General features: G+C 66.2%; 20 protein-coding genes, 3 tRNA genes and 2 pseudogenes. 16 read left to right on the forward strand and 9 right to left on the reverse strand.

Annotation, left to right across the window (positions count from 1 at the left end; all coding sequences use genetic code 11):
- The 10 genes from CAP13_RS09300 to CAP13_RS09340 all read left to right on the forward strand — a co-directional run.
- Positions 1-866, forward strand: an 866-nt coding sequence (locus CAP13_RS09300; protein ID WP_245798989.1) for an ABC transporter substrate-binding protein, incomplete at its 5' end; no start/stop codon positions are given.
- Positions 867-1,904: an ABC transporter permease gene (locus tag CAP13_RS09305; protein ID WP_085831310.1), complete on the forward strand. Its 1,038-nt coding sequence runs from the start codon at positions 867-869 to the stop codon at positions 1,902-1,904.
- Positions 1,891-2,808, forward strand: a complete 918-nt coding sequence (locus tag CAP13_RS09310) for an ABC transporter permease (RefSeq protein WP_085831311.1) — start codon at positions 1,891-1,893, stop codon at positions 2,806-2,808. The genes CAP13_RS09305 and CAP13_RS09310 overlap by 14 nt, the downstream gene beginning before the upstream one ends.
- Positions 2,809-2,816: 8 nt before the next feature.
- Complete coding sequence (locus CAP13_RS10350) at positions 2,817-3,347, forward strand: ATP-binding cassette domain-containing protein (RefSeq protein WP_245798990.1); 531 nt, start codon at positions 2,817-2,819, stop codon at positions 3,345-3,347.
- Positions 3,337-3,837, forward strand: a complete 501-nt coding sequence (locus CAP13_RS10355) for an ABC transporter ATP-binding protein (RefSeq protein ID WP_245798991.1) — start codon at positions 3,337-3,339, stop codon at positions 3,835-3,837. Before CAP13_RS10350 ends, CAP13_RS10355 begins: the two co-directional genes overlap by 11 nt.
- Positions 3,827-4,444 carry an ABC transporter ATP-binding protein gene (locus tag CAP13_RS09320; RefSeq protein WP_085831312.1) on the forward strand — a complete coding sequence of 206 codons (618 nt, stop codon included), beginning with the start codon at positions 3,827-3,829 and terminating at the stop codon, positions 4,442-4,444. The genes CAP13_RS10355 and CAP13_RS09320 overlap by 11 nt, the downstream gene beginning before the upstream one ends.
- A 901-nt stretch (positions 4,445-5,345) precedes the next feature.
- Positions 5,346-5,419 (forward strand) — tRNA-Gln (locus tag CAP13_RS09325).
- 24 nt (positions 5,420-5,443) lie between these two features.
- Positions 5,444-5,520: transfer RNA gene (locus CAP13_RS09330), tRNA-Glu, on the forward strand.
- 36 nt (positions 5,521-5,556) lie between these two features.
- Positions 5,557-5,633: transfer RNA gene (locus tag CAP13_RS09335), tRNA-Glu, on the forward strand.
- Between the two features lie 428 nt (positions 5,634-6,061).
- Entirely contained in the window at positions 6,062-7,360 is a 1,299-nt protein-coding gene (locus tag CAP13_RS09340; RefSeq protein ID WP_085831313.1) for a lysylphosphatidylglycerol synthase transmembrane domain-containing protein, read from the forward strand.
- Positions 7,361-8,168: 808 nt separating this feature from the next.
- On the opposite strand, the gene CAP13_RS09345 is transcribed toward CAP13_RS09340, so the two are convergent.
- From CAP13_RS09345 to CAP13_RS09365, 5 genes are all read right to left on the reverse strand, one after another.
- Positions 8,169-9,401 carry an ABC transporter permease gene (locus tag CAP13_RS09345; RefSeq protein ID WP_085831314.1) on the reverse strand — a complete coding sequence of 411 codons (1,233 nt, stop codon included), beginning with the start codon at positions 9,399-9,401 and terminating at the stop codon, positions 8,169-8,171.
- Positions 9,398-10,165 carry an ABC transporter ATP-binding protein gene (locus CAP13_RS09350; RefSeq protein ID WP_085831315.1) on the reverse strand — a complete coding sequence of 256 codons (768 nt, stop codon included), beginning with the start codon at positions 10,163-10,165 and terminating at the stop codon, positions 9,398-9,400. Before CAP13_RS09350 ends, CAP13_RS09345 begins: the two co-directional genes overlap by 4 nt.
- The gene (locus CAP13_RS09355; RefSeq protein WP_179185040.1) at positions 10,165-11,577 is read right to left on the reverse strand and encodes an efflux RND transporter periplasmic adaptor subunit; all 1,413 of its coding nucleotides are present in this window, start codon (positions 11,575-11,577) and stop codon (positions 10,165-10,167) included. Before CAP13_RS09355 ends, CAP13_RS09350 begins: the two co-directional genes overlap by 1 nt.
- Positions 11,578-11,737: 160 nt before the next feature.
- Positions 11,738-14,650, reverse strand: a complete 2,913-nt coding sequence (locus CAP13_RS09360; RefSeq protein WP_085831317.1) for an ABC transporter permease — start codon at positions 14,648-14,650, stop codon at positions 11,738-11,740.
- Between the two features lie 3 nt (positions 14,651-14,653).
- Positions 14,654-15,334, reverse strand: a complete 681-nt coding sequence (locus CAP13_RS09365) for an ABC transporter ATP-binding protein (RefSeq protein ID WP_085831318.1) — start codon at positions 15,332-15,334, stop codon at positions 14,654-14,656.
- Positions 15,335-15,532: 198 nt separating this feature from the next.
- Between CAP13_RS09365 and CAP13_RS09370 the strand changes: the two genes are divergently transcribed.
- Complete coding sequence (locus CAP13_RS09370) at positions 15,533-16,213, forward strand: response regulator transcription factor (protein ID WP_281249015.1); 681 nt, start codon at positions 15,533-15,535, stop codon at positions 16,211-16,213.
- A 2-nt stretch (positions 16,214-16,215) separates the two neighbouring features.
- Positions 16,216-17,289, forward strand: a complete 1,074-nt coding sequence (locus CAP13_RS09375; protein ID WP_085831319.1) for a sensor histidine kinase — start codon at positions 16,216-16,218, stop codon at positions 17,287-17,289.
- 796 nt (positions 17,290-18,085) lie between these two features.
- Here the strand turns inward: CAP13_RS09375 and CAP13_RS09380 are convergent.
- A complete protein-coding gene (locus tag CAP13_RS09380; protein ID WP_085831320.1) occupies positions 18,086-19,690 on the reverse strand; it encodes a L,D-transpeptidase family protein in 1,605 nt (534 codons plus the stop codon).
- Positions 19,691-20,055: 365 nt separating this feature from the next.
- Here CAP13_RS09380 and CAP13_RS10560 point away from each other — a divergent pair.
- The 3 genes and pseudogenes from CAP13_RS10560 to CAP13_RS09390 form a co-directional block, all read left to right on the forward strand.
- Positions 20,056-20,502 (forward strand): annotated as a pseudogene (locus CAP13_RS10560) (toxin glutamine deamidase domain-containing protein); the annotation flags it as partial.
- 5 nt (positions 20,503-20,507) lie between these two features.
- Complete coding sequence (locus CAP13_RS09770) at positions 20,508-20,732, forward strand: hypothetical protein (protein ID WP_143764951.1); 225 nt, start codon at positions 20,508-20,510, stop codon at positions 20,730-20,732.
- A gap of 22 nt (positions 20,733-20,754) precedes the next feature.
- Positions 20,755-21,219, forward strand: a complete 465-nt coding sequence (locus tag CAP13_RS09390) for a hypothetical protein (protein WP_085831322.1) — start codon at positions 20,755-20,757, stop codon at positions 21,217-21,219.
- A gap of 52 nt (positions 21,220-21,271) precedes the next feature.
- Here CAP13_RS09390 and sdaAB read toward each other — a convergent pair whose 3' ends face one another.
- Together sdaAB and gltX are read right to left on the reverse strand one after the other, a co-directional pair.
- Positions 21,272-22,024, reverse strand: a complete 753-nt coding sequence (gene sdaAB / locus CAP13_RS09395) for an L-serine ammonia-lyase, iron-sulfur-dependent subunit beta (protein ID WP_085831323.1) — start codon at positions 22,022-22,024, stop codon at positions 21,272-21,274.
- A 55-nt stretch (positions 22,025-22,079) separates the two neighbouring features.
- Complete coding sequence (gene gltX, locus CAP13_RS09400) at positions 22,080-23,561, reverse strand: glutamate--tRNA ligase (RefSeq protein ID WP_085831324.1); 1,482 nt, start codon at positions 23,559-23,561, stop codon at positions 22,080-22,082.
- Between the two features lie 222 nt (positions 23,562-23,783).
- On the opposite strand from gltX, the gene metK reads away from it, so the two are divergent.
- Positions 23,784-25,064, forward strand: a complete 1,281-nt coding sequence (gene metK / locus CAP13_RS09405) for a methionine adenosyltransferase (protein ID WP_085831325.1) — start codon at positions 23,784-23,786, stop codon at positions 25,062-25,064.
- A gap of 199 nt (positions 25,065-25,263) precedes the next feature.
- Here metK and CAP13_RS09410 read toward each other — a convergent pair.
- A pseudogene (locus CAP13_RS09410) lies at positions 25,264-25,517 on the reverse strand (type III pantothenate kinase); the annotation flags it as partial.

Below are 25,517 nucleotides of genomic sequence, written 5' to 3' on the forward strand. Positions count from 1 at the left end.
CCTTCGCCGACCAGACGGTCGACGGCTACCGACTCGCCTCATATGAGTCGGTTGACTCCCGCGGCATCAACCTGCCAGTCATCGCGTCGGGCTCGACGCGCACGGGCGACGACGGCACGGTCTACGCTGCCGGCAACGATGTGACGGCGCATCTCGAGATCCGCCGGGCCATCAACCTCGCCATCGATCGCGACGCCATGATAGAGCACGTTCTCGGCGGCCACGGCCGCGCGGCGTACAGCATCGGCGACGGCCTTCCCTGGGCGAGCGCCGATATGCGCGTGGAGACCGACCGCACCGCGGCCCGCACCCTGCTTGAGCAGGCGGGCTGGACGCTCTCGGGTGATGTCTACCGCAAAGGCGACCTCGCCGCGGAGCTGACCCTCTACTACCCGTCGAGCGATTCGGTGCGTCAGGCCATGGCGAACGAGTTCTCCAACCAGATGGCCGAGATCGGCATCAAGGTGACCACGAGCGGACAGGGATGGGACGACATCTACCCGCACCAGTTCAGCGACCCGATCATGTGGGGCTGGGGCTCAAACGCGCCTTCCGACGTCTACGAGCTGAACTACTCCACGGGCACGATGAACTTCGCCTGTTACGAGAGCGAGACCACGGACGCCTACCTCGACGCCGCACTGGCCGCCTCCGACGTATCCGCCTCCTATCCGCTGTGGCAGCGCGCCGAGTGGGACGGCACCGAGGGCATCGCGCCCCAGGGTGCGGCGACTTGGGCGTGGTTCGCCAACGTCGACCACCTGTACTGGGTGCGCGAGGGGCTGAACGTGGCCGAGCAGAAGCTGCAGCCGCATGGGCACGGTTGGTCGATCGTGAACGATATCAACACCTGGAGCTGGGACTAGATGGCAGACGATGCCTTCGCGGCCACAGCGGCGCCGGCTCGCGCGCGGTTCCGCCTGCCCGCCGCCGTGCGCGGTCTCATCCGCTTCGCGAGCCTGATCGCGGCCGTCTCGGTCGTGACCTTCGCGCTCGTGGCCCTCTCGCCGATCGATCCGGTCAAGATGAGCGTCGGCCAGGCCACGTACGCCAACATGAGCGCCGAGAAGCGTGAGCAGCTACGTGTGTACTGGGATGTCGACACACCGGTGGCGGTGCGCTACGCGCGTTGGGCTGAGGCGGCCGTTCACGGCGACTTCGGCACGAGCCTCAGGTTCAACCGTCCCGTCACTGCGGTCATCGCTGAGCGGGCCGGGGTATCGCTGCTTCTGATGACGACGGCCTGGGTTATCTCGGGTGCCGTGGGCTTCGCCCTGGGGATCGCCGCCGGTACGCTCCGGGGGAGCTGGGTCGACCGGCTCATCAAGGGCTACTGCTTCCTGATCTCGAGCACGCCGACCTTCTGGCTCGGCCTCGTCGCCCTGATCGTCTTCTCCGTCTGGCTCGGCTGGTTCCCCCTGGGCTTCTCGGCCCCCATCGGCCAGGCGGCTGCTGCGGCCACGCTTGCCGACCGTCTGCATCACCTGGCCCTCCCTGCGCTTGTGCTCTCGCTCACCGGCATCGCCGGCGTTGCCCTGCACACCCGTGAGAAGGTCATCGACGTGCTGGGCAGCGAGTACGTGTGGTTCGCCCAGGCCCGGGGGGAGGGCCGCCACTCGGTCTTGCTCCGACATGGTCTCCGCAACCTCGCGCTGCCCGCGATCACGCTCCACCTCGCCCAGGTGAGCGAGATCTTCGGCGGGTCCATCCTGGTGGAGCAGGTGTTCTCCTATCCGGGTCTCGGTCAGGCGGCGGTCACCGCGGGAATCGGCGGGGACGCGCCCCTGCTCGTCGGGATCGCCCTGGTGTCTGCGGTGATCGTCTTCGCCGGCAATGCGCTTGCCGATGTGATCCTGGGTCTGGTTGATCCGCGGGTGCGGGAGGTGGGCCATGGCGCTCGGTGATCGCACGGCGGCGCATGCGGGTGCGGCGCCTGGGGAGCCCGGCATCGATACCGCGGGCCCGTTTCTGCATGCCTCGACCGTTCGGGCGCGCGGCAACCGGCAGCGCATGCTCGCAGACATCGTCATCGCCCTCGTCCTGCTCGTGCTCATAGGGATCGCGGGTGCGCTGGTCGGCCCGGCGGCCACGGCCACCGATTTCGCCGCGAAGAACCTGGCCCCCAGTCCGGCCCATCCCTTCGGTACGGACTGGATGGGTCGCGACATGCTCCTTCGCATCCTCGCCGGCCTCTCGACCTCCCTGTTCGTGGGGACGGTCTCAGCGGCCGTCTCAACCCTCATAGCCCTCGCCCTCGCCTGCGTGGCTGCTCTCGGCGGTCCGCGGGCCAATGCGGCCGTCTCCTGGACCATCGACCTCGTGATGGGACTGCCGCACATCGTGCTCCTAATCCTCATCAGCTACGCGCTCGGCAAGGGGTTCTGGGGCGTCAGCGTCGGTGTGGCCGTCACCCACTGGCCGAGCCTCGCCCGCGTGCTCCGCGCGGAGATCCTCCAGGCCAAGGAGCACCCCTCGATCGCCGTCTCCCGCGCCCTCGGGGTTCGCACGGCTCGCATCGCGTGGACGCACATGGTGCCCGCGGTCGTTCCGCACCTACTCGTGGGCCTCGTGCTGCTCTTTCCCCACGCGATCCTCCATGAGGCGGCCATCACGTTTCTCGGGTTCGGCCTCTCGCCCGACACCCCGGCCATCGGCGTGATCCTCTCGGAGGCCATGGGCTACCTCTCCGGAGGGCAATGGTGGCTCGCGGTGTTCCCGGGCTGCGCCCTCGCCCTGGCGGTCGCCCTCTTCGATCGGGTGGGGTCGTTGGCGCGGCGGCTCGTTGACGCCCGCACCGTGCAGGAATGAGGAGAGGCATGACTGACGAGCGACAGCAGCGCCCCGCCCTGGAGCCCGCGCCCCGTGCGCGAACCGGGCATGGCGACCATCGATCCGGTGAGTATCACCATCATCACACGCATGGGCCGGCCTCGGTTCATCCCGGCCACCATCACCTGTTGACGGTCTCGGGGCTCACCGTGTCCTTCGACCTCTATGATGCGACGGCGCCCTTCTTCCGCGCCCGCCGGGTGCGCCAGGAGGTCGTTCGCGAGCTCACGCTCTCCGTGCATGGGGGCGAGGTCCTCGCTGTTGTGGGGGCGAGCGGAGCGGGTAAGACGGTGCTTGCCGACTGCATACTGGGGCGCTTCGCCCCCAATGAGACGGTGACGGGGGAGATCTGGTTCGATGGCAAACCCGTCGATGCCGCCGCCCTGGAAGCACTTCGCGGTCGGGGCATCTCGCTCGTGCCTCAGGGGGTCGGCCACCTCGACCCGTTGATGCGCGTCGGTGAGCAGGTGCGTGGCGCCGCCCGCGGGCGCACGCGCGCGGAGNATCGTGGCCGATGAGCCCACGCCCGGGCTCGACCTCGAGCTCGCCGTGCACGCCCTGGATGATCTCCGCACCTTCGCGGACCGGGGAGGCGGGGTCCTGCTCATCACGCATGACATCGAGCTGGCCCTCCGCGTGGCCGACCGTGTGGCCATCGTGCGTGCGGGCACGGTGGTGGAGGAGACGGCCCGGGAGAGCTTCGAGGACCCTGAGCTCCTGCGCCACCCGTATACGCGCGCGCTCTGGCATGCGATGCCGGGGCACGGGTTCTCCGCGGTATCGGCGGACGGGGGAGGGGGCGCCCTCGACGAGTCGGTTGAGACGGCGCGGTTTGACGTATCGCCGCACGACGGCCCGCTCTCCGACGATGAGGCGGACGGAGCGGGCGGCGCCTGCGGTGAGAGCGAGGTGCCGGGCTCCGGTGCTCCGCTTCATCGCGACGGCCCCCTCTGTGATGGAACGGGTGGGAGCTCGCAGCTTGAGATGGGGGATCGCGATGACGCTTGAGGCGCAGGGGATCGGATTCGGATATCCGGGAGCCCGCCCGTTGTTCGAGGACGCGTCCCTCACCGTGGGGGCGGGGGAGCGCGTGGCGCTCTCAGCTCCCTCTGGGGCGGGAAAGACGACACTCTGCCGGCTCCTCGCCGGGTATCTGCGCCCGCAGCGGGGGCGGGTGCTGGTGGACGGGGCGTCGCTCCCTCGCACGGGACCTCGTCCGGTCCAGCTGCTCTGGCAGCATCCTGAGCAGGCGTTTGATCCGCGTATGCGCCTGGCGTCCTCGCTCGCTGAGGCGGGGGAGGTCGACGGCGAGCCCGCCCGGGAGCTACGGGAGCGCTTCGGGGTGCGCGACGCATGGCTCAGCCGGCTGCCCCATGAGCTCTCGGGAGGGGAGCTCATGCGCTCCTCGATGGTGCGCGCCCTCATGACCGAGCCGCGCTACCTCATCGCCGATGAGGCCACCGCCATGCTCGACGCGCTCACGCAGGCAGAGCTCTGGGCAGTCCTGCTCGACCTCGCGGCGCAGGAGGGGATGGGCATCGTGCTCGTGTCGCACTCCCCGGCGCTCGTGCGGCGCGTTGCGACCCGTGTGGTGGATCTGGCGGACCTGCGGTAGAGGCGCAGGGCCGAGTTGGCATCCCGTGCGCGCTGGTATTTCGAGCCGTTCACCTCGTTTCGGCTGCCTCGCTGGTCTCTGGGCTTCGCTTGCTGCGGTTTTTCCTGTGAGGGGCCTTGGGGATTTCGGGGCACCGGCGGATTTCGGAGCTTCGGCGTGCTCGCGTGCCATTCCGGGGCCTCGGCGCGCTCGGGTGTCCTGCAAAACGTCATCTCAACTGCGTTCTCACGCAAATCTGCCTTGAACGCGCGGTGAGATGATGTTTTCGAATGCGTTTAAACTGGGGGGCGAGGGTGCATCGACATCGATCCGCGGAGGGATCGGGGCGTTCATGCGCATGTTTGAGGCTGCGAGGAGGCGAAGGGGGTTGTCGAGTGGTTAGCGCCGCAGTACGTGAGCGGCTCCAAAACATCATTTCGACGGCGCTCTCGCGCAAATCTGTCTCGAGCACATGTCGAGATGACGTTTTCGAGCTCCCATGTGTATGTGCGGGGATGTGGACAAATCAGGAGCCCTGTCACATCGACGTTCCAAAACGTCATCTCAACCGCGCCTCAAGGCAAATCCGCTTTGAGCGCACATCGAAAAGACGTTTTCGTACCGTACTCATGCGCGCCAATGCCAAGCCCTGCCCTCACCCGCGCGGAGAGAACCCATCATGCGGAGCGCGTCGATATGCACCACATACGCGACCCTGCCTTTTCCGTGCCCATGCCCATCCGGTCGCTCGTCGCGCTACGCATACCCAAGGCCGGTACGGACCCCGCATCGCCGTCGGCCCTCCATGTATCAGCATCTCCATAAGCTGCTCACAACCCCAAAAGCTGGAAAATGGGGCTTGCGCCGCCTGTCGTTGTCCCGTAATATACATTCTTGCGCTGAGGAGCGCAGGCACATCGATTGGGATGTCGTCTAATGGCAGGACAGCGGATTCTGGTTCCGTCAATGGGGGTTCGACTCCCTCCATCCCAGCCAATGTCTGCCCTCTCCAAAGCTCATGGCCCGTTCGTCTAGCGGTTCAGGACGCCGCCCTCTCAAGGCGGAGATCACCAGTTCGAATCTGGTACGGGCTACCACGAGTCTCCGGGACACTCCGAGTCCCTTACATATACGGCCCGTTCGTCTAGCGGTTCAGGACGCCGCCCTCTCAAGGCGGAGATCACCAGTTCGAATCTGGTACGGGCTACCACCAAGGTCGCAGGCCGGGGATTCGCTTCCTGGCCTGCTTTGTTTTGAGGGCCTTTCTCTTCTCCTTGTGGAAGGGAAGCATCTGGAGAAGCCGACCGGCCCATCTTTGTGATTTTGAAGACTTGTGCTGGCGGCACATGGTTTTCGTGGCGATCAGGCTGACCCCGTGATCTTTCCTGATACGCCGCCGTCTCCTCAGCACATCATGAGGGCTGTGCCCTCTCATCAGCGTCTCGCACTGGCCGCCAAGGTGGCCTGACATAATCTCGCGGCCATAGTGGCGATGGCGTCGCTCCATTCCCGCTTGCGACGCTTCTGCGGCGAGTCTGGACGGTGCCTGGGACTTGATGGCGCTGAGATACAATGACGTGGACGTATCTGAGCGCACCGGCCCCGCGCCAGCGCCTCATTCACCATAAAAGGAGTCCCATGTCGGACAAGCAGGCCAAGAGCTCGCCGAAGCCCCAGGTCGACGCCCATCCCGCCGGCGATGACCGCAAGGGCGCCCGGCGCGGCGCCATTTTCATCGGGTTCGCCCTGATCGCGTTCATCGTCTACCTGATCGTGACGGGTCAGGTCTCGCAGTTCATCAACGCCCTCGCAAACGTGCAGGTCCCGTGGCTGCTCGTGGCCTGCCTCTGCATGCTGCTCTACCTCATCTTCGGTATCGCCGCTTACGCCATCGCCGTCTGGCTCGATCCCAACTCTCCGGTCGGTATCCGCGACCTCATCTCCGTCGAGGCGAGCGGTATCTTCTTCGGCAACCTCACGCCGATGATGATGGGCTCCACGCCCGCGCAGATCTACCGGCTCACCAAGGCGGGGCAGAACGTGGGCGAGGCAGGTGCCACGCAGTTCACGCGCTTCATTGTCTACCAGTTCGGCTTGGTGGTCTGGGGAGCCATCCTGCTCGCCGCGCGCCTGCCGTTCTTCGTGGAGCGCTACTCCGACATCGGTGCACTGGCGCTGCTCTGCATCTTCAGTTTCGGTGGCCACGTGGGCATCCTGCTTTTGATCTTCGCGATCGCGCTCATGCCCAAGACCGTGATCCGCGTGGCGCGCTGGGGGCTCTCGCTCCTCGCGCGCATGGGTTTCGCCCGGGACAAGGTGGACGAGTGGCGCAGCTTCGTCGACGAGGAGGTCTACTCGTTCTCGGAGAAGTTCAAACGGGCGGCCGCGCACACCTCGTCGATGCTCCTCACCGTCGTCATCACGATGCTGCAGCTCGCCTTCTTCTACCTCGTCCCGTACTTTCTGATGCTCGCATTCGGCCATCACGATGTCGACTTCCTCTCCGTCATGGCGGCGTCGGCCTTCGTGCAGCTCCTGTCCTCCGCCGTGCCCCTGCCGGGTGGCACGGGCGGCGCCGAGGGAGGGTTCGCCCTCTTCCTCGGGCATTTCTACGGATCAGCTTCCACGGCGGGCTACCTGCTGTGGCGCCTCATCACCTTCATCATCCCGACGATCGCCGCGGCGCCGCTGCTCGGCCTCAAGAGCGCCCACCATGCGAGTATTCATCAGCGCTGGGATCGGGTGCTGGCGCGCTTTGGGCTGGGCGGGTCGAAGACGCACGCAGGGTCGGCGCAGACGGCGGCCGTTGAGGAGAAACGTGTCGAGGGCGCGGAGCCGGCGCATAAGGGTATGCCGCGTATCCGTCAGAGCGCGGGTGGGATCACCGTCTCACCGCAGGCGCTCGAGCGCAAACGTCGCAAGCGCCGGAAACGTTAGAGATGGAACGCGGGTGTCCGGCTGCGGTGCAGGGTGGGCACGCTGTTCCTCAAAAACGTGTCTGTGAACGGTGCCTTCTCTGTGTGTGACGGCTTGCATGATTCAGAGCCAAAGTATGTTCTCACCGGCACCTGAAGGCATATTTGCCTGAGAACGGGTTCGGAAGTACGTTCCACCTTTTACACTGCAGAAACTATGCGCATGGCGCGGCGATCGGTGGAACGTGCTCGAAAACATGCTTTGAACGGCGCCTGGAGGCTCTTTTGCCTGAGAGCGGACCTGAAAGTACGTTTTGCCCCTTAATCTTGTAGGCATGAGGCTGCTATCGATGAAACGCGTCCGGAAACATACTTTGGATGGAACCTGGAAGCATGTTTGTCCGTATGAGGGTCCGGAAGTACGTTTCGCTCTTTCATTTCGCAGACATGAGGCCACTCGGCGAAAAGCGTTCGGAAACATACTTTGAACGACGCTTGGAGGCTCTTTTGCCTGAGCGTGAGTCCGAAAGTACCTTTCTCTCCTTCATCGTGCAGACCCGATGGCGCCGTCGTCGAAGTGCGCTCGAAAACGCACCTTGGACGGCATCCGAAAGCGCATCTGCATGAAAACGGGCTCGGGAGTACGTTTCCCGAGCCCGATCGATGCTCCGGAGGGGAAGAAGCCGCAAGCTAATCGTGTCAAGGAGCCCCAAGGACGCCCCCGTGTGCCCGCATGCCGGCACGCCCTTGCCGCCCGCTCGCCCGCAACGCCGTCCCCGTGTTCCCACTCGCCTGCAACGACGCCCCAAACGCAACGTCCCCCGGCGTCCTCACTGGTATCGCAGGCACTCCACCGGATCGAGCCGGGCCGCACGGCGGGCCGGATAGAATCCGAACAGGAGGCCGATCGCCATGGAGATCCCCACGGCAAGCAGGATCGTCTCCACATTGATGGCGGGGGAGATCGAGAAGTTCTCGCCGCCGCCAAAGCCCTGTGAGATGCCGAGCGATGAAGCACCGAGCGCCAAGCCGCCGCTGATGATGTAGCCGAACACCGTTCCGATGATGCCGCCGGCGACGCAGATCACCGCCGACTCCGCCAGAAATTGAAGCGTGATGTCGCGTCGCGTTGCCCCGAGCGCCCGGCGCACGCCGATCTCGCGGATTCGCTCGGTCACGTTCGTGAGCATCATGTTCATGATGCCGATACCGCCCACGAGCAGGGATATCCCGGCCACGGAACTGATGATGAGAGAGAACGAGCCCATGAACTGGTTCATCTGGTCGATCGCCTGCTTCATGGTGAAGACCCAGACGCTGCTCTCCACCTCGTCCTCGGGCACGCGCTTCATGGTCGCGATCTTCTCGGTGGTGCGCTTCGCGAGCTCATTGATATCAACGCCCTCGCGGGCGAGTCCGGTGAGATCGAAGATGCGGTTTCCGCCGTTGGCGAAATCGCGTTTGACGGTCTGCAGGGGCATGAGCACCTGGAGATAGGTGCCGCTGCCCATGGACATCTGTGTCCCCTGGTAGATGCCGAGGACCGTGTAGTCGCGTCCCTTGAGCTTCACGGTCTTGCCGACAGCGTCGAAGTCCGGGCTGCCGAAGAGCTGGTTCACGCCGTTTTGGTCGAGGAGCACCACGCGGCTGGCCGCCTCGTCTTCGGCCGCGGTGAACATGCGGCCAGAGAGGACCGCCGCCTGCCCGGTCATCTCGAAATAGGTGGGGCTGCCGCCTGATATGCTGATGTTCAGGGTCTTATCGTCCTTCTTGAGCTCCGTGTAGCTGTCCATGCTGCCCTCGATGGCCTCGTATTCAGGCAGGGCGAGCTTCAACCGCTTGATATCGCTCTCCGTGAACCCCGAGGAGTACCCGATGCGCGCGATGCGGGCCGCGTTGAGGCCGAGCTGGCCGACGAGGCCCTCCTGCACGCCGCCGATGAACGAGGTCATCGCGATGACGGCGGCGATGCCGATGACGATTCCTAAGATGGTGAGGAAGCTCCTGCCGCGGTTGGCCTCAAGGGCGCGGAGCGCCTCACGCACAAGATCGCGCATCCTCATGAGCGGGCTCCTTTCTGCTGGATGGGGAGCTGCCCTCCGGCAGGTGCGATCGCAGACGCCTCCCGCTCAAGCGATCCCGTCGCGGTTCCGTCATGGTAGAGCCGGCCGTCGCGGATGGTCACGATGCGGTCCGCCTCGGCGGCGATGCCGGGGTCGTGGGTGATGAGGACGATGGTCTTCTCCTCCTCCTGCAGGCGGTGAAAGCTGTCCAGCACGGCGCGGCCGGTTGCGGTGTCGAGGTTGCCGGTGGGCTCGTCGGCGAGGATGATCGCCGGATCGTTCACAAGAGCGCGCGCGATGGCCACGCGCTGCATCTGACCGCCGGAGAGCTCGCCGATGCGATGGTCGAAATGGTCAACCGGGAGCCCCGCCGCGCGCAGCGCGTGCACCGCGAGCCGTTCCCGCCGCGAGCGGGGGCAGTCGGCGTAGGCGAGGGGGAGCATGACGTTGTCAAGGACCGACATGCGGGGGAGCAGGTTGAAGCTCTGGAAGACGAACCCGATCCGCTCGGCACGGACCTCGGCGAGCTCGTCGTCGGTGAGCTGCGCCACATCCAGGCCCTCGAGGAGGTAGACCCCTTCGGTGGGGGTGTCGAGGCAGCCGAGGATGTTCATGAGCGTTGACTTTCCCGAACCGGAGGGACCGGTGACGGCCACGAACTCGCCCGGTGAGACCGAGAGCGAGATGTCGTGGAGGACGTGCGCGTAACCGGCGTCGGTCTCGAACACCCGGTGGATATGGCGGATGTCGATGACGGGCCGCATCACGCCGCGCTCCCGCCGCTCTCAGCATCGTACATCTCGGGGGACGCGGCGCCCGCCTCCGCGCCCGCGCCGCCCGAGATCACGAGGACCTCGCCGTCCTCGAGCGGGGACTCGGGCATGTCGGCGGCGCTGTCCGCGGGCTTCCCGACCACGACCAGGCTGTCATTCTGGGCGATGACGGTGACCTCGCGCCGCTCGGTGGCGTGCGTCTCGGGGTCGGTTTCGACGTTCACGTAGTAGCTCGTGCCGTCATCGGTCTGAAGCGCGGTCACGGGCACCATGATCACGTCGTCGATCTTCTCGGTGGTGAGCGAGACGCTGGCGGTCATGCCGGGCTTCAGACGGGGGTCGGGCTCGGGGATGAGCACGTCGACCGCGAAGGTGGCGGAGGAGGAGCCGCCGCCCTGGTAGGCGGACATGGCGTCGCCCGATGAGGTGGAGACCGATGCGATGCCGACCACGCGGCCGTTGAGCGACAGGTCGGGGAAGGCCTGGAAGCCGATCGTCGCCTCCTGATCCTGGGCGATCTTGGAGATGCTCTCCTCCTCGACCTGCACGGTGACCTTCATCTGGGTGAGGTCGGCGATCTGGATGAGCGGGCCGCTGCTCGCCCCCTGCATCTGGGAGGCCCCGCCGACGCTGGCGCCCACCTGGGCGTTCATCGCGACGACGCTGCCGTCCAACGGGGCGGTGACCGTGCGCTTGGCGCCCTCGGCAACCGCCTGGTCGTAGGCGTCCTGGGCCTTCTCGACCGCGCTTGACGCGGTGTTGACGGCATCGACGAGCTGGTTGACGGAGGAGACGTCGACGGCCCCGGTCTCATCCGCGTAGTAGGCGGCCTCAGCCTCGGCCTCCTGTTCGCGGGCGCTCGCGAGGGCGTTCTGCGCATCGCGCAGCTCACGCCTGGCGGCCTCGATCGCACGGTCGAGCTCGTCGTTCTTGATGACGAGGACGGTGTCGCCTTTCTTGACGGTCTGGCCGGCGCTGACCCGGACTTCGGCGATCGTGCCGGTGATCTCGGGCGTGATGACCGTCGAGGAGAGGGGCTCGAGCGTGCCGTTCGCGCTCACGGTGGTGGTGTAGGTGCCGCGCATCGCCACATCGGTGACGGCCTCGGGCGCGGCGGAGGGCTTCTGCGTGAGCAGCGAGATGCCGAGCGCTGCGAGTGCGATGACGGCCGCGGCCACGACCGCGATGATGGCCCGGCGGCGGATCTTCCTGCGCCTGCGCTCCCGGCGCCGCTCCTTCAGCTTGTCATAGATCTCCGCGTCGCCGGCGCTGAGGTCGCCGTCGGCGTCCGGCGCTGCGATCGGGGCGATGCGCTTCGTCTTCCCAGCCCCCTCCGCCCCCCCGGCGCTTCCGATGACGGGGAGGTCGGTCATGGGACCGTTCTGATCGTTCTCAAGAGGCATGGGGTATCTCCAATCGCGCGACCTTGATTCCATGGTACCGAAGCGAACCTGCAAAAAAGGAGGTAGGGGGCCAATCTGACGGTTTTGTAAGGGGCGCTCGCCCGATGCTTGCGCCAAGGGCCGGTGGGTGGTGGAAAACGGGGGCTGAGCGGTCGGCAGCCTACAGGCCGTCGTCCCTGATCGCCTCGATGATGCTCTCCGTCCGGCTTCGTGCGAGGGCGTAGGTGACGCTCGCGAGGAGGATGAGCAGGACCGCACCGACGGCGAGACCGATCTCGAACGGCGAGATCCGCAGCGTCTCACCGCCGAGCACGCTGATTGTGACCTCGTTGATCAGGATGTTCGCGGCAACCGACAGCGCGAGACCGAACACAAGGCCGCGCACCGCGAAGCTCGCCACCTCGCGGGCGATCATCCGGCGGAAGGCCCGCTCTCCCATGCCGATGGAGCGCAGCACCGCGAACTCGCGCCGCCGCAGGATGATGGACGTCGCGATCGTGGAGAACACGGTGGTGGCGGCGATGAGGCCGGTGATGGTGGCGAACGCGGTCGCCAGGATTCCGGCCGCCCCGAGGATCTGGTTGCTCTGTCGGAACATCTCAGCGTAGTTGGCGATGTCGTACTCGATCCACGAGCGGTCATAGAGGATATCGGAGACGGCGTCGCGCACCTTCTGCTCGGCCTTCGGGGGGTCCGATGCCTGTATCGAGAAGGTGACGGGCTGTCCGCCGCTCAGGCCGCCCCCTATGGCGAACGGCCGGGCGATCTGGTCGAATTTCGCGCGCGCCTGCGAGAGCTCGACCGCATTGGCAGGCGCGGCAGTGCCGGCGATGGCGGGCAGCGCGCTTGCGGGGAGCAGGAGCGTGGGGTCCCGGTAGTAGTTCGTCAAGGTGGGGATGCCGGACGAGACGGTGCTCATGGAGCCTATGCCGACCGTCGCCTGCCCGGTCGCGGTCTCGGAGAGGGGTGCCGTTACCTGCTCCTCGCTGCCCGTTCGTTGGAAGACGACGGACGCCGTGCCATCCACGGAGGAGACATCGCGAATGATCGCATCGGCGCGCGACGTGATCGAGGTGAGGATGGTCGCCTGCCCAGTGCCGGTGAGCCCGCCTCCCACGGCAGTGAGATCCGATCCCGTCGAATAGCTGTTCGGACGGTATCCGATGGCCATCGGGCGCAGAGGATCCGAGAACCGTTCCGGATCCAGGCCGAGCTCATCGAGGTAGGCCTGCCAGGAGCGGTCATCGAGGAAGATGAGGTTGACGAAGCCGGCCCGGCCGCCGTCAGCGAGGGTGCGCCGGGGCTGCTCGCCCTCATCGGCCTCCGTCTGCGCGATTGCGCCGGGAGACAGCAGGGACGCCGCCTGGATGCTCATGGAATAGCCCGCGCTCCGGACGCCCGGTATGGCGGAGAGCGTCGCGAGCACGCGGTCGGACGCATCGGCCACGCCGTCGCCCACCTCGTTCGTCGCTCGTGTGAGCGTGGCCGTGAGGTCGGCCTCGCCCGGTTCCGGATGCCGGTGGAACGTCACGTTGAGGTAGGAGGAGAGGAGGCCCGAGACGACGATCAGGGAGGCGGAGAGCGCGAGCGAGACCGATGCCACGCGTCCGCGCCCCGATGACCGCGTGAGGTTGCGGTGGGCGAGCCAGCCGGTTACACCTTCGATGTGCAGACGTAGGCGGTCGAGCCAGCCGTGACTCGCCAGACGGGCCGCGCGGCGTCGCTCCGCCCGGCTCAGCTGGACGTCGCGGGCTTGCCGGATGGCGTCGACAGCCGAGATGCGCGCGGCGCGATGGGCGGGTATGACGGCTGAGATGATGACGGAGACGAGGGTGATGAGGGCTGCTGCGCCGAGTGCGGTCGGGGAGATGCAGATGGGGAGCGCCCCCGTCTCGAGGCCGGCGAAGAGCGCCACCCCCTCCCCGGCGAAGCGGAAGACCGCCCAGCTCCCGATGAGGCCGAGGGCGGTGCCCAGCGGAATGCCGATGGCGGAGAGGATGAGGGCCTCGATGTAGATGATGCGCTTGAGCTGGCGTCTGCTGGCCCCGATGGAGGCGAGCAGCCCGAACTGGCGGATCCGCTCTGAAATCGAGATGGAGAAGGCGTTGCTGATCAGGGAGATGCCGGCGAGCACCACGACGAGCGAGAGCAGGGTGCCCATGGTCCAGGTGGGCGCGTCCGTGGGACCTATGGAGGAGTCCCTGAGCATGATCAGCCCGTTGTGGACCTCATGGAGGTCGATCTCCTCTGCCTGCGGATCGCGTGACCCTGCTGGCGCGGCGGCGATGATCTCCCGGACGCGGCTGCGCACCGACTCGGCGTCCGGCGCGCCGTCGAGGGTGAGGAAGGCCTCGCTGCCCACCGTGGGCTGGGACGGGTCCGCTGCGGTGAACGCGTAGGAGCGGAAATCCTCCGCCCAGGGCAGGCTGCCGATGTCGTAGAACCCGCTCACCCGGAAGGTCCGCGGCTCCCTGACGTTCTCGAGCCTCTGGATCCCCCAGTCGCTCTCCTGATACGCGCTCCCGACCTCGTCGGCGTCCATGCTCCAAGGGTGCTTCCGGTGCGCGAGGCGGCCGGCCGAGATCGTCACCGTGGTGTCCACGTTGACGGGGACCTCGCCCTCTGACCCCGGCCCCCGGAGCCGATGCCCTTTGAGCCAGCGGGGGAGGAGGATCTCGTCCGAGGTCGTGGGGAGCGAGCCCTCGTAGATCGAGAGCTCGGGTATGATGCCGGCGTCGCCCACCGGGAGCTCGGACAGGGACAGGTAACCGAGTGAGTCACCGCTTTCGGACACGACCTCGGCGTCGCCGATGCGGCGCAAGGCCTGGGCCGCCTTGACTCCGGGGGCCTCGCGGATCCAAGACGCCCCCGCGTCGGAGAGGCCGTCAACATAGGCCTCCCAGGTCCCGTCGATCTGCTCCATGGCGGCGACGCGCGCGTCCAGCAGGGACGCCACGGAGGTGAATATGGCGGTGATGAGCGAGCACGACAGGGCGATGCCAATGACGGCCACCAGGGTGTGGCCCCGTTGCTGCGAGATCGTGCGGCAGGCGAGTCGGGTGAGGACGCCCATCGGTCACGTCCGCCTGGCGTCGCTCGCCACGCGGCCGTCCTCGATCGCGATGACGCGGTCGGCCATGAGGGCGATGTCCTCGTCGTGGGTGATGACGACGAGGGTCTGCTTGAAGCGCTCGCTGCTCTCCCGCAGCAAGCCCATGACCTCGGCGGAGTTGCGGGAGTCGAGGTTGCCCGTGGGCTCGTCGGCGAGGATGACGGCCGGGGCGTTCATGAGGGCGCGGGCGATGGCGACGCGCTGCTGCTGACCTCCGGAGAGCTGGCTGGGGAGGTGGTTCATGCGCCCGTCGAGCCCGAGGGCGTCCGCGAGCTCAGCAAGCCGGTTCTCGTTCACGGCGCGGCCGTCGAGGAGGGCGGGCAGCGTGATGTTCTCCCGGGCGCTGAGGATCGGGATCAAGTTGTTGAACTGGTAGATGAGGCCGACCTCGCGACGGCGGAAGATCGCGAGCTGCTCGTCGGTGCGTCGGTAGATGTCCTCGCCCATGAGCCGCACGGTGCCCGAGGTGGGGCGGTCGACGCCGCCCATGAGGTGCAGCAGGGTCGACTTGCCCGATCCGGATGATCCGACGATGGCGATGAACTCGCCCGCCTCGATGGAGAGGCTTACGTCGTCGAGAGCCCGGACCGTGCCCTCGCCCGATCCGAAGACGCGCGTCAGATGCTCGACGCTCAGGATCTCCATGTGAACCCCTCCTCTCAGCCGCCCCGTCCGTATCACCTTACGGCATGGGGCTGCGCGCGCACATGACAGTTGTGTCATGCGCACCCCGGCCGGGCCGCCGTCGAGCGGGGCTCGCGGGGTGCAGTCACGTCATGCTAGCATGGGTGATCATAGGGTCTGCTGCACGAGCTGGCCCGCGACGTTCCAAGGAGGCCCGGCTTGACCACGCACCGCATCTTGCTCGTCGAGGATGATCCCATGATTGTCTCGACGCTCACGGAACTGCTCGTCGGCGAGGGCTACGCTGTTGAGACGGCCTCGACCCAAGCTGGGGCCATCGCCGCCGCGCTCACGGACCCACCCACCCTGGCGCTGCTCGATGTGACGCTGGAGGAGGGGAGCGGCTTCGCGGTCTGCACCGCCATCAAGCGCGAGCGCCCGCAGATACCCGTCATCTTCCTCACGGCGTCGGCCGATGAGCTCAACACCGTCGCCGGGATCCAGATGGGCGCCGACGACTACATCGCGAAGCCCTTCCGCCCCCGTGAGCTCCTGGCGCGCGTCGCCTCGGTCATCCGCCGCGCGCAGCCAGGCCCGGTGCAGATCACCTTGGGCCCGATCACGATCGACACCGAGCGCGCCCGGGTCGAGCGCGACGGCCGCGAGATCAACCTGTCGGCGCTCGAGTACCGCATGCTGATGCTCTTCGCCACGAACGCTGGGCGCGTCGTCACCCGTGACATGATCCGCGACGCGCTCTGGGACGACGCGGGCGCCTACATCGAGGAGAACACGCTCGCCGTCTACATCAAGCGCCTGCGTGGGAAGATCGAGGAGGACCCGACATCCCCGCGCCTGCTCGTCACCGTTCGCGGCATGGGTTATCGGGTGGCGGGCTGAGGATGCTCTTCCGCAACCGTGACGTCAGATGGCTCGTGCTCGCCCTTACGGCTGCCACCGCGGTCCTTTCGTTTGCGGCCTACAGCAGGGTGAGCGATATCGCAGCGGGTTGGGTGCTCGCGACCGGCCTCATCACGACGGCGATCTCGCTTGTGTTCACCCGCGCGCGCCACCGTGCGATCGCCCACCTGTCCGCTGAGGTCGACGCTGTGCTCCATGGTCAGTGCACCTTGGCGCCAAGCTCCATGGACGAGGGGGAGCTCTCCATCCTGGCGAGCGAGCTCGAGAAGATGGTGAACCGGCTGAACCTCACCGCGGAGGTGCTCGAACGGGAGAGCGTCGGGCTCTCGACCGCGCTCGCCGACATTTCCCATCAGCTGAAGACCCCGCTGACCTCGCTCGGGCTCATGGTCGAGCTCATCCGCGGCCGCCTGGTTGAGCGGGGGGACTCCCTCACGCGCGCCGACATCGATGAGATCGTGGCCAGGCTGCATGCCATGCGGCAGCTTCAGGAGCGCGTGCAGTGGCTCATCTCGGCGCTGCTTAAGCTCGCGCGGATCGATGCGGGGGTGGTGCGCCTGGCTCAGATCGAGGTGGCAGTCGACGAGGTCATCGATGCGGCGGCGCGGCCCCTGGCGATATCCTTTGACCTTGCGGGCGTGGAGCTCTCCTGCGAGCGCGCGCCCGAGGCGCGGTTTATCGGCGACCCGTCCTGGAGCGCCGAGGCCCTGGGGAACATCTTGAAGAACTGCCTGGAGCACACGCCCGAGGGAGGGAACGTGCGCGTATGGGCCACCCAGGACGCCCTCGCCTGCCGGATTCACGTGGAGGACACGGGTCCGGGTATCGATGAGGAGGACCTGCCGCGCATCTTCGATCGTTTCTACCGCGGCCACCGCGACGAGGGGGCCTCCACCTCGCCGACGGATCCTGCAGGTGTGGGGATCGGCCTCTCGCTCGCGCAGAGTCTCGTCACCGCCCAGGGCGGCGCGGTCTCGGCGCGCAACGTGCGTCGCGCCGACGGCTCGGTGTCTGGTGCCAGGTTCGACCTGGTCTTTTTCCGCATGAACGTGTGATGCGAGTTCAGTGCCGAGCTCTGGGGCCACAACGGCCGCAGGGTTGCGCCCTGAAGGTCGCATGCGGTTCTCATGTCGAGTCGGTATGCGGTCTCGTGCGGGGGCTCGCGCGTGATCCGGTTGCCCCGTGGTCCGTCTCTGCTGCCCATTGGGGACGAAATGCATATATTTGGAATACAAGACGGTAAAATACACAATACAGAATGGGCATGTTTGCCCCACAGGATCAGCAAGTAGAAAATGTCAGATCTGCATCACTAGGTCTCGACAAGCGCCTTGTAACTGAGATAAAAAACAACGAAATTGCAATTCTGACTATGACCGAACGCTATCTTTAAGCCAGCTGGCGCAGATGGTGCCTCAAATGCCCGCTGATATGTCCTGTATAGACTCAGATCTGACATTTTCTACTACGGCCTCGATCCCGCGACGCCAGTCCCACGTCCTCGGCCCCGTCGCCGGTCCTACAACCCCGATTGCGGATCAGGTGTGCGTCCCATCGGAGCTCGGCAGTCTGAACGGGGCTTGATCTGAGGCGTGTGCGAGATGGCACCGCTCTAGATTCGGGCGTGCTGAACCGGTGACGAGTATTTGTCCCGCGTTGACGGGAGGCCAAACCCCATGGCATGGCATCGATGACCACCGGTCTTCCCGGAATCTGTCCTGCGCGGGGGCGGCACGGCCCGACCCGGGTGCCCGCCTGCGGGCCGTGGGAGTGGCCCCAACATATGAGGACGGCCCCGGTGTGGAAATCCATTCCGGAGCCGTCCTCAATGCCGTGCTAGCGCGTGCCGTCTTACGTGTGGACGACGACGCAGAGCCCTTCGGAGATCATGTCGTAGAGCTCGGCTGCCTTGTCGGGCGGGAGGTTGATGCAGCCGTGGCTGCCCACCGAGTAGAACGCGGATGGGTTGGAGTAGTTCGCCGTTGCCTGCCAGCTCGCATCGTGGAAGCCGATGGCGTTGCCGATGAAGGGCATCCAGTAGGACACCGGCGTGCGGTAGATGGGTTCGCCGGTCTCCGGGTCGTTCTTGCCGATGAGGGTGATGTTGCGCATGAGGGTGCGGATGTAGTAGACCCCGGTGGGCGTCGCGTTGCCCAGGTTGGGGTTGCCCGAGATGAAGCCCGACTCCCAGAGGAGGTTGCCTGATGCGTCATAGTACCGGGCGTGCTGCTCGGTGAGGTCGACATCGATATAGGCGCTCCAGTCGCGCTCGCCGCGTGCCGTGAAGACGTTCCCCGTGCTCTTGGTGGGCACCTCGATGGTGGCGTCCGCCCCGGCGCTCACCGCCTCCTTGACCTTCTCGGTGAGGGCTGCGGAGTCGACCACCCAGCCCCAGGTGCCGCCGGAGACCGTGACGACGCGCCCATCGGCCCGGGTGTAGGTGCGCTCGGTGCCCACGGTGTCGAAGCCGTCCTTGGTGGGCTCCTTCAGCCATTCGGTGAGCTTGTCGGTGTCGAGGGTGGGGGTGAGGTCGTCGCCGAAGACCACCCAGCCGGCGAGCATCTTGCTGTCGATCGTCGCGATGCTCGTGCCGCCCATCGTCATGGTGATCGTGGGCTTCACGAGCTTGCTGGCGGCCTCGCAGGCGGCGCGGATCTGATCGCTCGTGGCGTCGTTCGCGAACGATTCGAAATAGCTGCTGTCAACGGTGACCGTGGTGGAGAGCGTGGCGAGGGCCGTCTTGGCCGCCGCGTCGAGCTTGGTGGCGTCGATCTTGACGTTTGAGAGAGCCTTCTCGTAGGTGAAGGTCCCGCTCGCCTCGTCGAAGGCGCTGGGCCCGTCGAAGACGCCCGTGCGGCCCTCGTTGAACGCGGCCACCGCGGCGGAGAGGCTCTCATCGAACGCCTGCTCGTTGAAGGCTTCGGGGAGCTTGCTCTCGGCCGCGCCCGTGGAGTCCGTCTCAGCCGCCTTGGCCTCGGGTGCGGCGAGCAAGGAACTCGCGAGGCGGAACGGCCAGAGCAGCGGCGTGTTCTCGGCGAGGACCTCGCTGGCCCGCTCGTCCGCGTTGACGACCTCGGAGGGCGAGGTGGGGGTGTAGGTCCAGGAGAAGTCGATTCCCGATATGGTCAAGGAGTAGGAGGAGACGGCCGACTCGATGCGCGACGCGGCGGTCGCGCGCGACATGAGCGAGACGTCCGCGCCGGCGATGGTGGTGTTGGGATAGTAGATGTTCGCGAAGGCGATGGCGCCGCCCACATAGGCGACGGCGAGGAGGCCGCCGATGACGCTGAGGACGATCAGGCCGACGCGGCGTTTGCGCGGCGCGGCGTGCGAGCCGATCCTCTGGCCCGACTCCGCATCCGCGGGGCGCGCGTGCGCACCGATGGGTTGTATGGGCTGTACGCCGACGGGCTGGGCGCCCGTTGCGGCTCCGAGATCCGGTGACGTGTTTGACATAGCGTTCAGACGTGCTCCCTGTATGCTGCAGTTTCACTGCAACGATTATAGCCGGATGCCCGGACATGCAATCGATGGGGAGATTCAGCGGGAAAGATTCTACCGGTCAAACATCGGATTCGATTTTGGCAATACCGAAGTCATCACATATAAAGCCAGGGGGTTTAATGGGAGGTAGAGGAACAAGTTCGTTCCGAACTCGGCAGATTGGTAGATATGCTGGAAATCTCGGCTTCGCGGTCCCCGCAACATTGAAAGACGCGATAGGACGGAAAGGGAAGCCGAATTCGATAGCGGAGTCAGTGGTAAAAACGAACCCGCATTGAAACAAAAGCTATCGAGAGTATTCTGAAAACTGCCAGCGTTGTGTCGTTGCTTACGAATTGAACAGGCGTGGGTACAGGGTTACGGCGCTGCCAACGTATAGAGGCGATAAGCTCCCATATATCGCGCATTACAACCCGAATTCAAGGACGTTTGAAGGCCGTTGGAAAGGCGCGTTTCAAAACGCGAAGACAGTCAATGTCGGGTCGAAGACAGCGGAAGGCGTCATATCAAACATTGAGAGTCGCATGAGATCATTCGGTTCCGGATCCCGGGCTGTCGTCCAAATCTTCTATAAAGGCGGAGGCGGGCACGTCTTCAATGTAGAGAATCAGCGAGGCAGGATTGTATACGTTGAAGCTCAAAGCGGTAAAATGAAGAATATGACGAGAACGATGAAATCCGTTGACGCATCGACTGTGAACTTGGTTCGAACGGATAACCTGAGGATCTCGGAAAGGGCTAGGAATTTCGTTGCAAAGAGGTGAGACGAGTGATCACATTTGAAGAAGCCCTAAAAAAGGCACGTGAGTGCTGGAGCGACGTGAATTACTTTATGGATCAAACAGATGCATTCGTATTTAGCAAAAAGGACGATATTTCTTTCGGCGGCAATGGACCTGTCGCCGTATTAAAAGAGTCTGGTAAATGCATTAATTACATCGACTTTCTCGATGGCGATTATGATACGGAAATTGTTTCTGAGCGATTCATTTGAGATGATCGGCTGAGGAGGCGGCATGGGCGGCAGAGGATCATCAAGCGGCACGTCCCGCACGGCCGTCACGCCGGAGAGCAGAGCCGTGCTCGACTTGGTCAACACGGGTCAAATCTCCATCGAGCGTGATCAGGGAGACCTTTACGTCAGCCGTTACAATCCGATACCTCGACAGGACGCTGAGCGGCCGGTGATCGTCTCCATCCACGGGAACACCTACGAGAACCGGGAAACGATCAAGGCCGCAGGATTCAAGTGGGACCCTCATAACCGCGTATGGGTGTACAGCTCGGATCCGAAGGGCTCGCCCGCCATCCGCTTCCTCCAGCGGGCCTGCGGGGCCGATCCTGACGGCATCATGGGGCCGGGCAGCATCAACGCGTTGATCCGGTGCCTGGGAAACGGGATCCAGGACGGCGTGCTGGACGCGCCGAGCAAGGCCATCATGGGCTTGCAGCGCTGGCTCAACGGCAAGATGGGCTACTAGACCGCATCACGATGCGCACCTCCTCCACCTTCGGGTGGGGGAGGTTTTTTCATTAGTCGGCCTTCCACCTTGTTATGGGGAGGTGGACCGGTTCTCGGTGCGTCCCNACGGAGCCGGGGAGCTCGATGAAAGTTGCCCAGTCCACGAGCTCAAGGGAGCGAACATCAGCGAGGATGGAACCCTGCGCCCGACCGTCCGTCTCGAACACGGTGTAGGCCTGTCCACCCTGCTCGGTGCGGTAGGTGCGGCAGAAGGCGATGTTCATCTCGGCCGCGGCGAGCGCACCGGTGAGCGCCGCGAGCGCCCCGGGTGCGTCGCGATGGGCCACGAAGAGGGTCGTGTAGAGGCCTGACATGTCCACGCCGACACCGTTGATGCGGCTGATCCGGATCCGCCCGCCGCCGAGGCTCTCGCCGATGACCTCGACCTCCTCCCCGCTGCGGCCCGTGAGGGCGATGCCTACGGTGTTGGGGTGCAGGGACTCGTCGTCGCCGGCGACCGTGAAGCTGACGTCGAGGCCCCGCTCGCGGGCGAGTTCGAAGGCATCGCGGATACGGCGGTCGTCGGGGTCGAGTCCGAGCACGCCGGCCACGAGGGCTCGGTCGGTGCCGTGCCCGCGGTAGGTGTGCGCGAAGGAGTTCCAGAGGGTGAAGACGGCCTGGGAGGCCTCGCCCTCGACGAGGGCCGCGGCAACCCGGGCGACCCGCAGGGCGCCCGCGGTGTGCGAGGAGGAGGGGCCAACCATGATGGGGCCCAGGATCTCGAAGGCCGAGGTGGTGGCGAGGGTCTGCGGGGTGTCGGCCATGGGGGTCCTTTGCGTTCGGGGGGCGTGGGCCCCGGGGTGGTGCGGGGTCCGGATCCTAGAGCGCGAGACCGCGGGCCCGCTCGATGCGCGCGAGGGAGTCCCCGCGGCCGATGAGGGCCATCGTCTCGCCGAGGGGCGGGCTCACGAGGTTGCCGCAGACGGCGACGCGCACGGCCTGGAACACCAGGCGCTTCTTCATGTCGAGCTCCTCAGGCAGGGGCTCGAGCGCCGCGTCGATGCGCTCGGCCGTCCAGGAGGCGTCATCGAGGGCGGAGAGCGCGGCTGCGGCGGCGTCGAGGACGGCGCCCATGCCCTCGCGCTCGAGGCCCTTGCGCACCGACGCCTCGTCCCACACGAGGGTTTCGGCGGTGGCGAAGACGGGGGCGGCCACGCGCGCGGCGTCGGCGGGCATCTTCGTGCGCGGGCGCACGATCCGGGCGAGGGCGTCCACCCACGTCTCGTCGAACTCATCGCCCACGTCGACCAGGCCGGCCTCGATGAGCTCGGGCAGCATGATCTCGTCGGCGAAGGTTGCGTCGTCCATGCGGTTGATGTACTCGGCGTTCATCCAGTCGAGCTTCTTGGGGTCGAAGGTCGCCGGGTTCTTCGAGATGCGCTCGAGCGAGAACTCGCGGGCGAGCACCTCGCGGGGGATCACCGTGGTCTCGCCGTCGAGCGACCAGCCGAGGAGCGCCAGGTAGTTCACGAAGGCATCGGGCAGGTAGCCGGCGTCGCGGTACTCCTCCACCGAGGTGGCGCCGTGGCGCTTCGAGAGCTTTTTGCCGTCGGCGCCGAGGATCATCGAGATGTGCGCGAAGGTGGGCACCGGCGCGCCGAGCGCCTCGTAGACCATGACCTGGCGCGGGGTGTTGGAGAGGTGGTCGTCGCCACGGATGACCTGCGTGATCCCCATGAGGGCGTCGTCCACCACGGTGGCGAAGTTGTAGGTGGGGGTCCCGTCCGAGCGGAAGATCACGAAGTCGTCGAGCTCCTTGGCATCGAAGGTGACCTCGCCGTGGACGGCGTCGTGGATGACGACGTCGCCGCGGTCGTCGGGGACCTTGATGCGCAGAACGTAGGGCTCGCCGGCGTCGATGCGGGACCGGGCCTCCTCGCGGCTGAGGTTGCGGCAGCGGCGCTGGTACCCCTGGAAGGGGTCCTTGCGCGCGCGGGCCGCCTCGCGGTCGGCCTCGAGCATCTCGGGCGTGCAGAAGCAGGGGTAGGCGCGGCCCTCGTCCCAGAGGCGCTGCGCCGCCTCGCGGTAGAGGTCGAGGCGCTCGGTCTGGGCGTAGGGGCCGGCGTCGCCGCCGACCTCGGGGCCCTCATCCCAGTCGAGGCCGAGCCAGCGCATGGCGCGGAGGATGACCTGCGTGTTCTCGTCCGTGGAGCGCGTGGGGTCGGTGTCGTCGATGCGCAGGATGAAGGTGCCGCCGTTCGCCCGGGCGAAGGCCCAGTTGTAGATCGCGGTGCGGGCGCCTCCAATGTGCAGCTTGCCGGTGGGGGAGGGTGCGAAGCGCACGCGGACGGGTGTGGTCATGCGATCAGTCCAATCGTCTTGCAACTTGTCATCTCGGTTCCCGCATTATAGGACATGCGCGCGGCGGCCCGGTCGGGGCGCCGGCCGCGGCACCGGACGGGCATGACGCTCGGTTCGCCGCGTCTCGTTCTGGTCCGCGCAAGCGAGTACAATGCAAGGCATCTGTAACTGGGCCCGGTGGAATGGTAACGGCCGCTGGGCGTCGCAACGAAAGGGGCAGCCATGCCGAATCAGCCTCGTTCCACCCGGGAACATCCTCGCAGCTTCGTCTTCACGTCGGAGTCGGTGACCGAGGGGCACCCGGATAAGATCGCCGACCAGATCTCCGACGCGGTGCTCGACGCCATCATCACCAAGGAGGCCGAGCTCGAAGCCCGCGGCTACGTCGCACCGGACGGTGTCCCCGCACGCGTGGAGAACCTGCGCTGCGCCTGTGAGACCCTGCTCACCACCGGCACCGTCGTGGTGTCAGGTGAGATCCGCACTGAGTCCTACGTCGACGTTCAGCAGATCGCCCGCGGCGTCCTCGCCCGCATCGGCTACGACCGTGCGAAGTACGGGTTCGACTGCGAGACCTGCGGCGTCATCAACATGATTCACGGGCAGAGCCCCGATATCGCCCAGGGCGTCGACGAGAGCTTCGATGCCCAGGCCGGGCGCACGGCGGATCCGCTCGACCTCATTGGCGCCGGCGACCAGGGGATGATGTTCGGCTTCGCCACGCGCGAGACGCCGACGCTCATGCCCCTGCCGCATTACCTCGCGAGCCGCCTGGCCGAGCGCCTGGCCGCCGTGCGCCACGACGGAACCCTGCCCTACCTGCGCCCTGATGGGAAGACCCAGGTGAGCGTCAGGTACGAGGGAGCCCGTCCGGTCGCGGTGGAGACGATCGTCATCTCCACGCAGCACGATGCCGAGATCGAGGACATGGGGATCATCCGCGAGGATATGAAAGAGCATGTCATCGCCCCGGTCATGGAGGCCGCGGGCGTCGCGTGGGAGGGCGCCGAGCTCTACGTGAACCCGACCGGCCGCTTCGTGGTGGGCGGTCCCATGGGCGACACGGGCCTCACCGGCCGCAAGATCATCGTGGACACCTACGGCGGTTCGGGTCGGCACGGCGGCGGCGCCTTCTCGGGGAAGGACTGCACCAAGGTCGACCGCTCCGCCGCCTACGCGGCGCGCTGGGTGGCGAAGAACATCGTGGCCGCCGACCTCGCCGACCGCTGCGAGATCCAGCTCTCCTACGCCATCGGCGTGGCCCGGCCGCTCTCCATCATGGTTGACACCATGGGCACCGCGAAGGTGGGCGAGCAGCTGATCGAGGACGCCGTCGCGCACGTCTTCGACCTGCGTCCCGGTGCCATCATCCGCGACCTCGACCTGCGCCGCCCCATCTACGAGAAGACGGCGGCCTACGGTCATTTCGGCCGTGAGGACCCCGATTTCACCTGGGAGCGCACGGACCGCGTGGACGAGCTCCGCGAGGCCTGCGGGCTGTAGGGATCCATCCGTCACGGGTCCTGTTGGAAGGTTCAGGGCGCCTCGGCCGCGACGCGCGCGCCGGGGCGCCCTGCTTTGTGCCGAACGGTGCAGTGCATTCTGCCACGGCGCGCCCCGGCCTGCCGTCCCAAGCCCCGTCCGCCTCCACACGGGACGGTGAGCTTAGTGTGCAAGACGACCTTCAGGGCGCCGCGGGCCTTTAATGGCGCCTCTGGTTCAACTGCCAGAGGAGGCCGAGCCCCTGCAGTGTGAGGTGCTTCTCGACAGCGACATCGTGCTTGAGCAGGGCGGCGAGCTCGCTTCCCGCCTCCCCGGTGAGGATGACAGGCGTCGGGGCGCCGAGCTCGTCCATGATGGCGTCGAGCAGGCCGTCGATGCGGGCCACCTCGCCCATGACCACGCCGGCTTGCATGGCCTCACGCGTGCTCCGGCCGATCACCCGGCGCGGCGCGG

It is taken from the genome of Collinsella vaginalis (genome assembly GCF_900176655.1).
Taxonomy (GTDB): Bacteria; Actinomycetota; Coriobacteriia; order Coriobacteriales; family Coriobacteriaceae; genus Collinsella; species Collinsella vaginalis.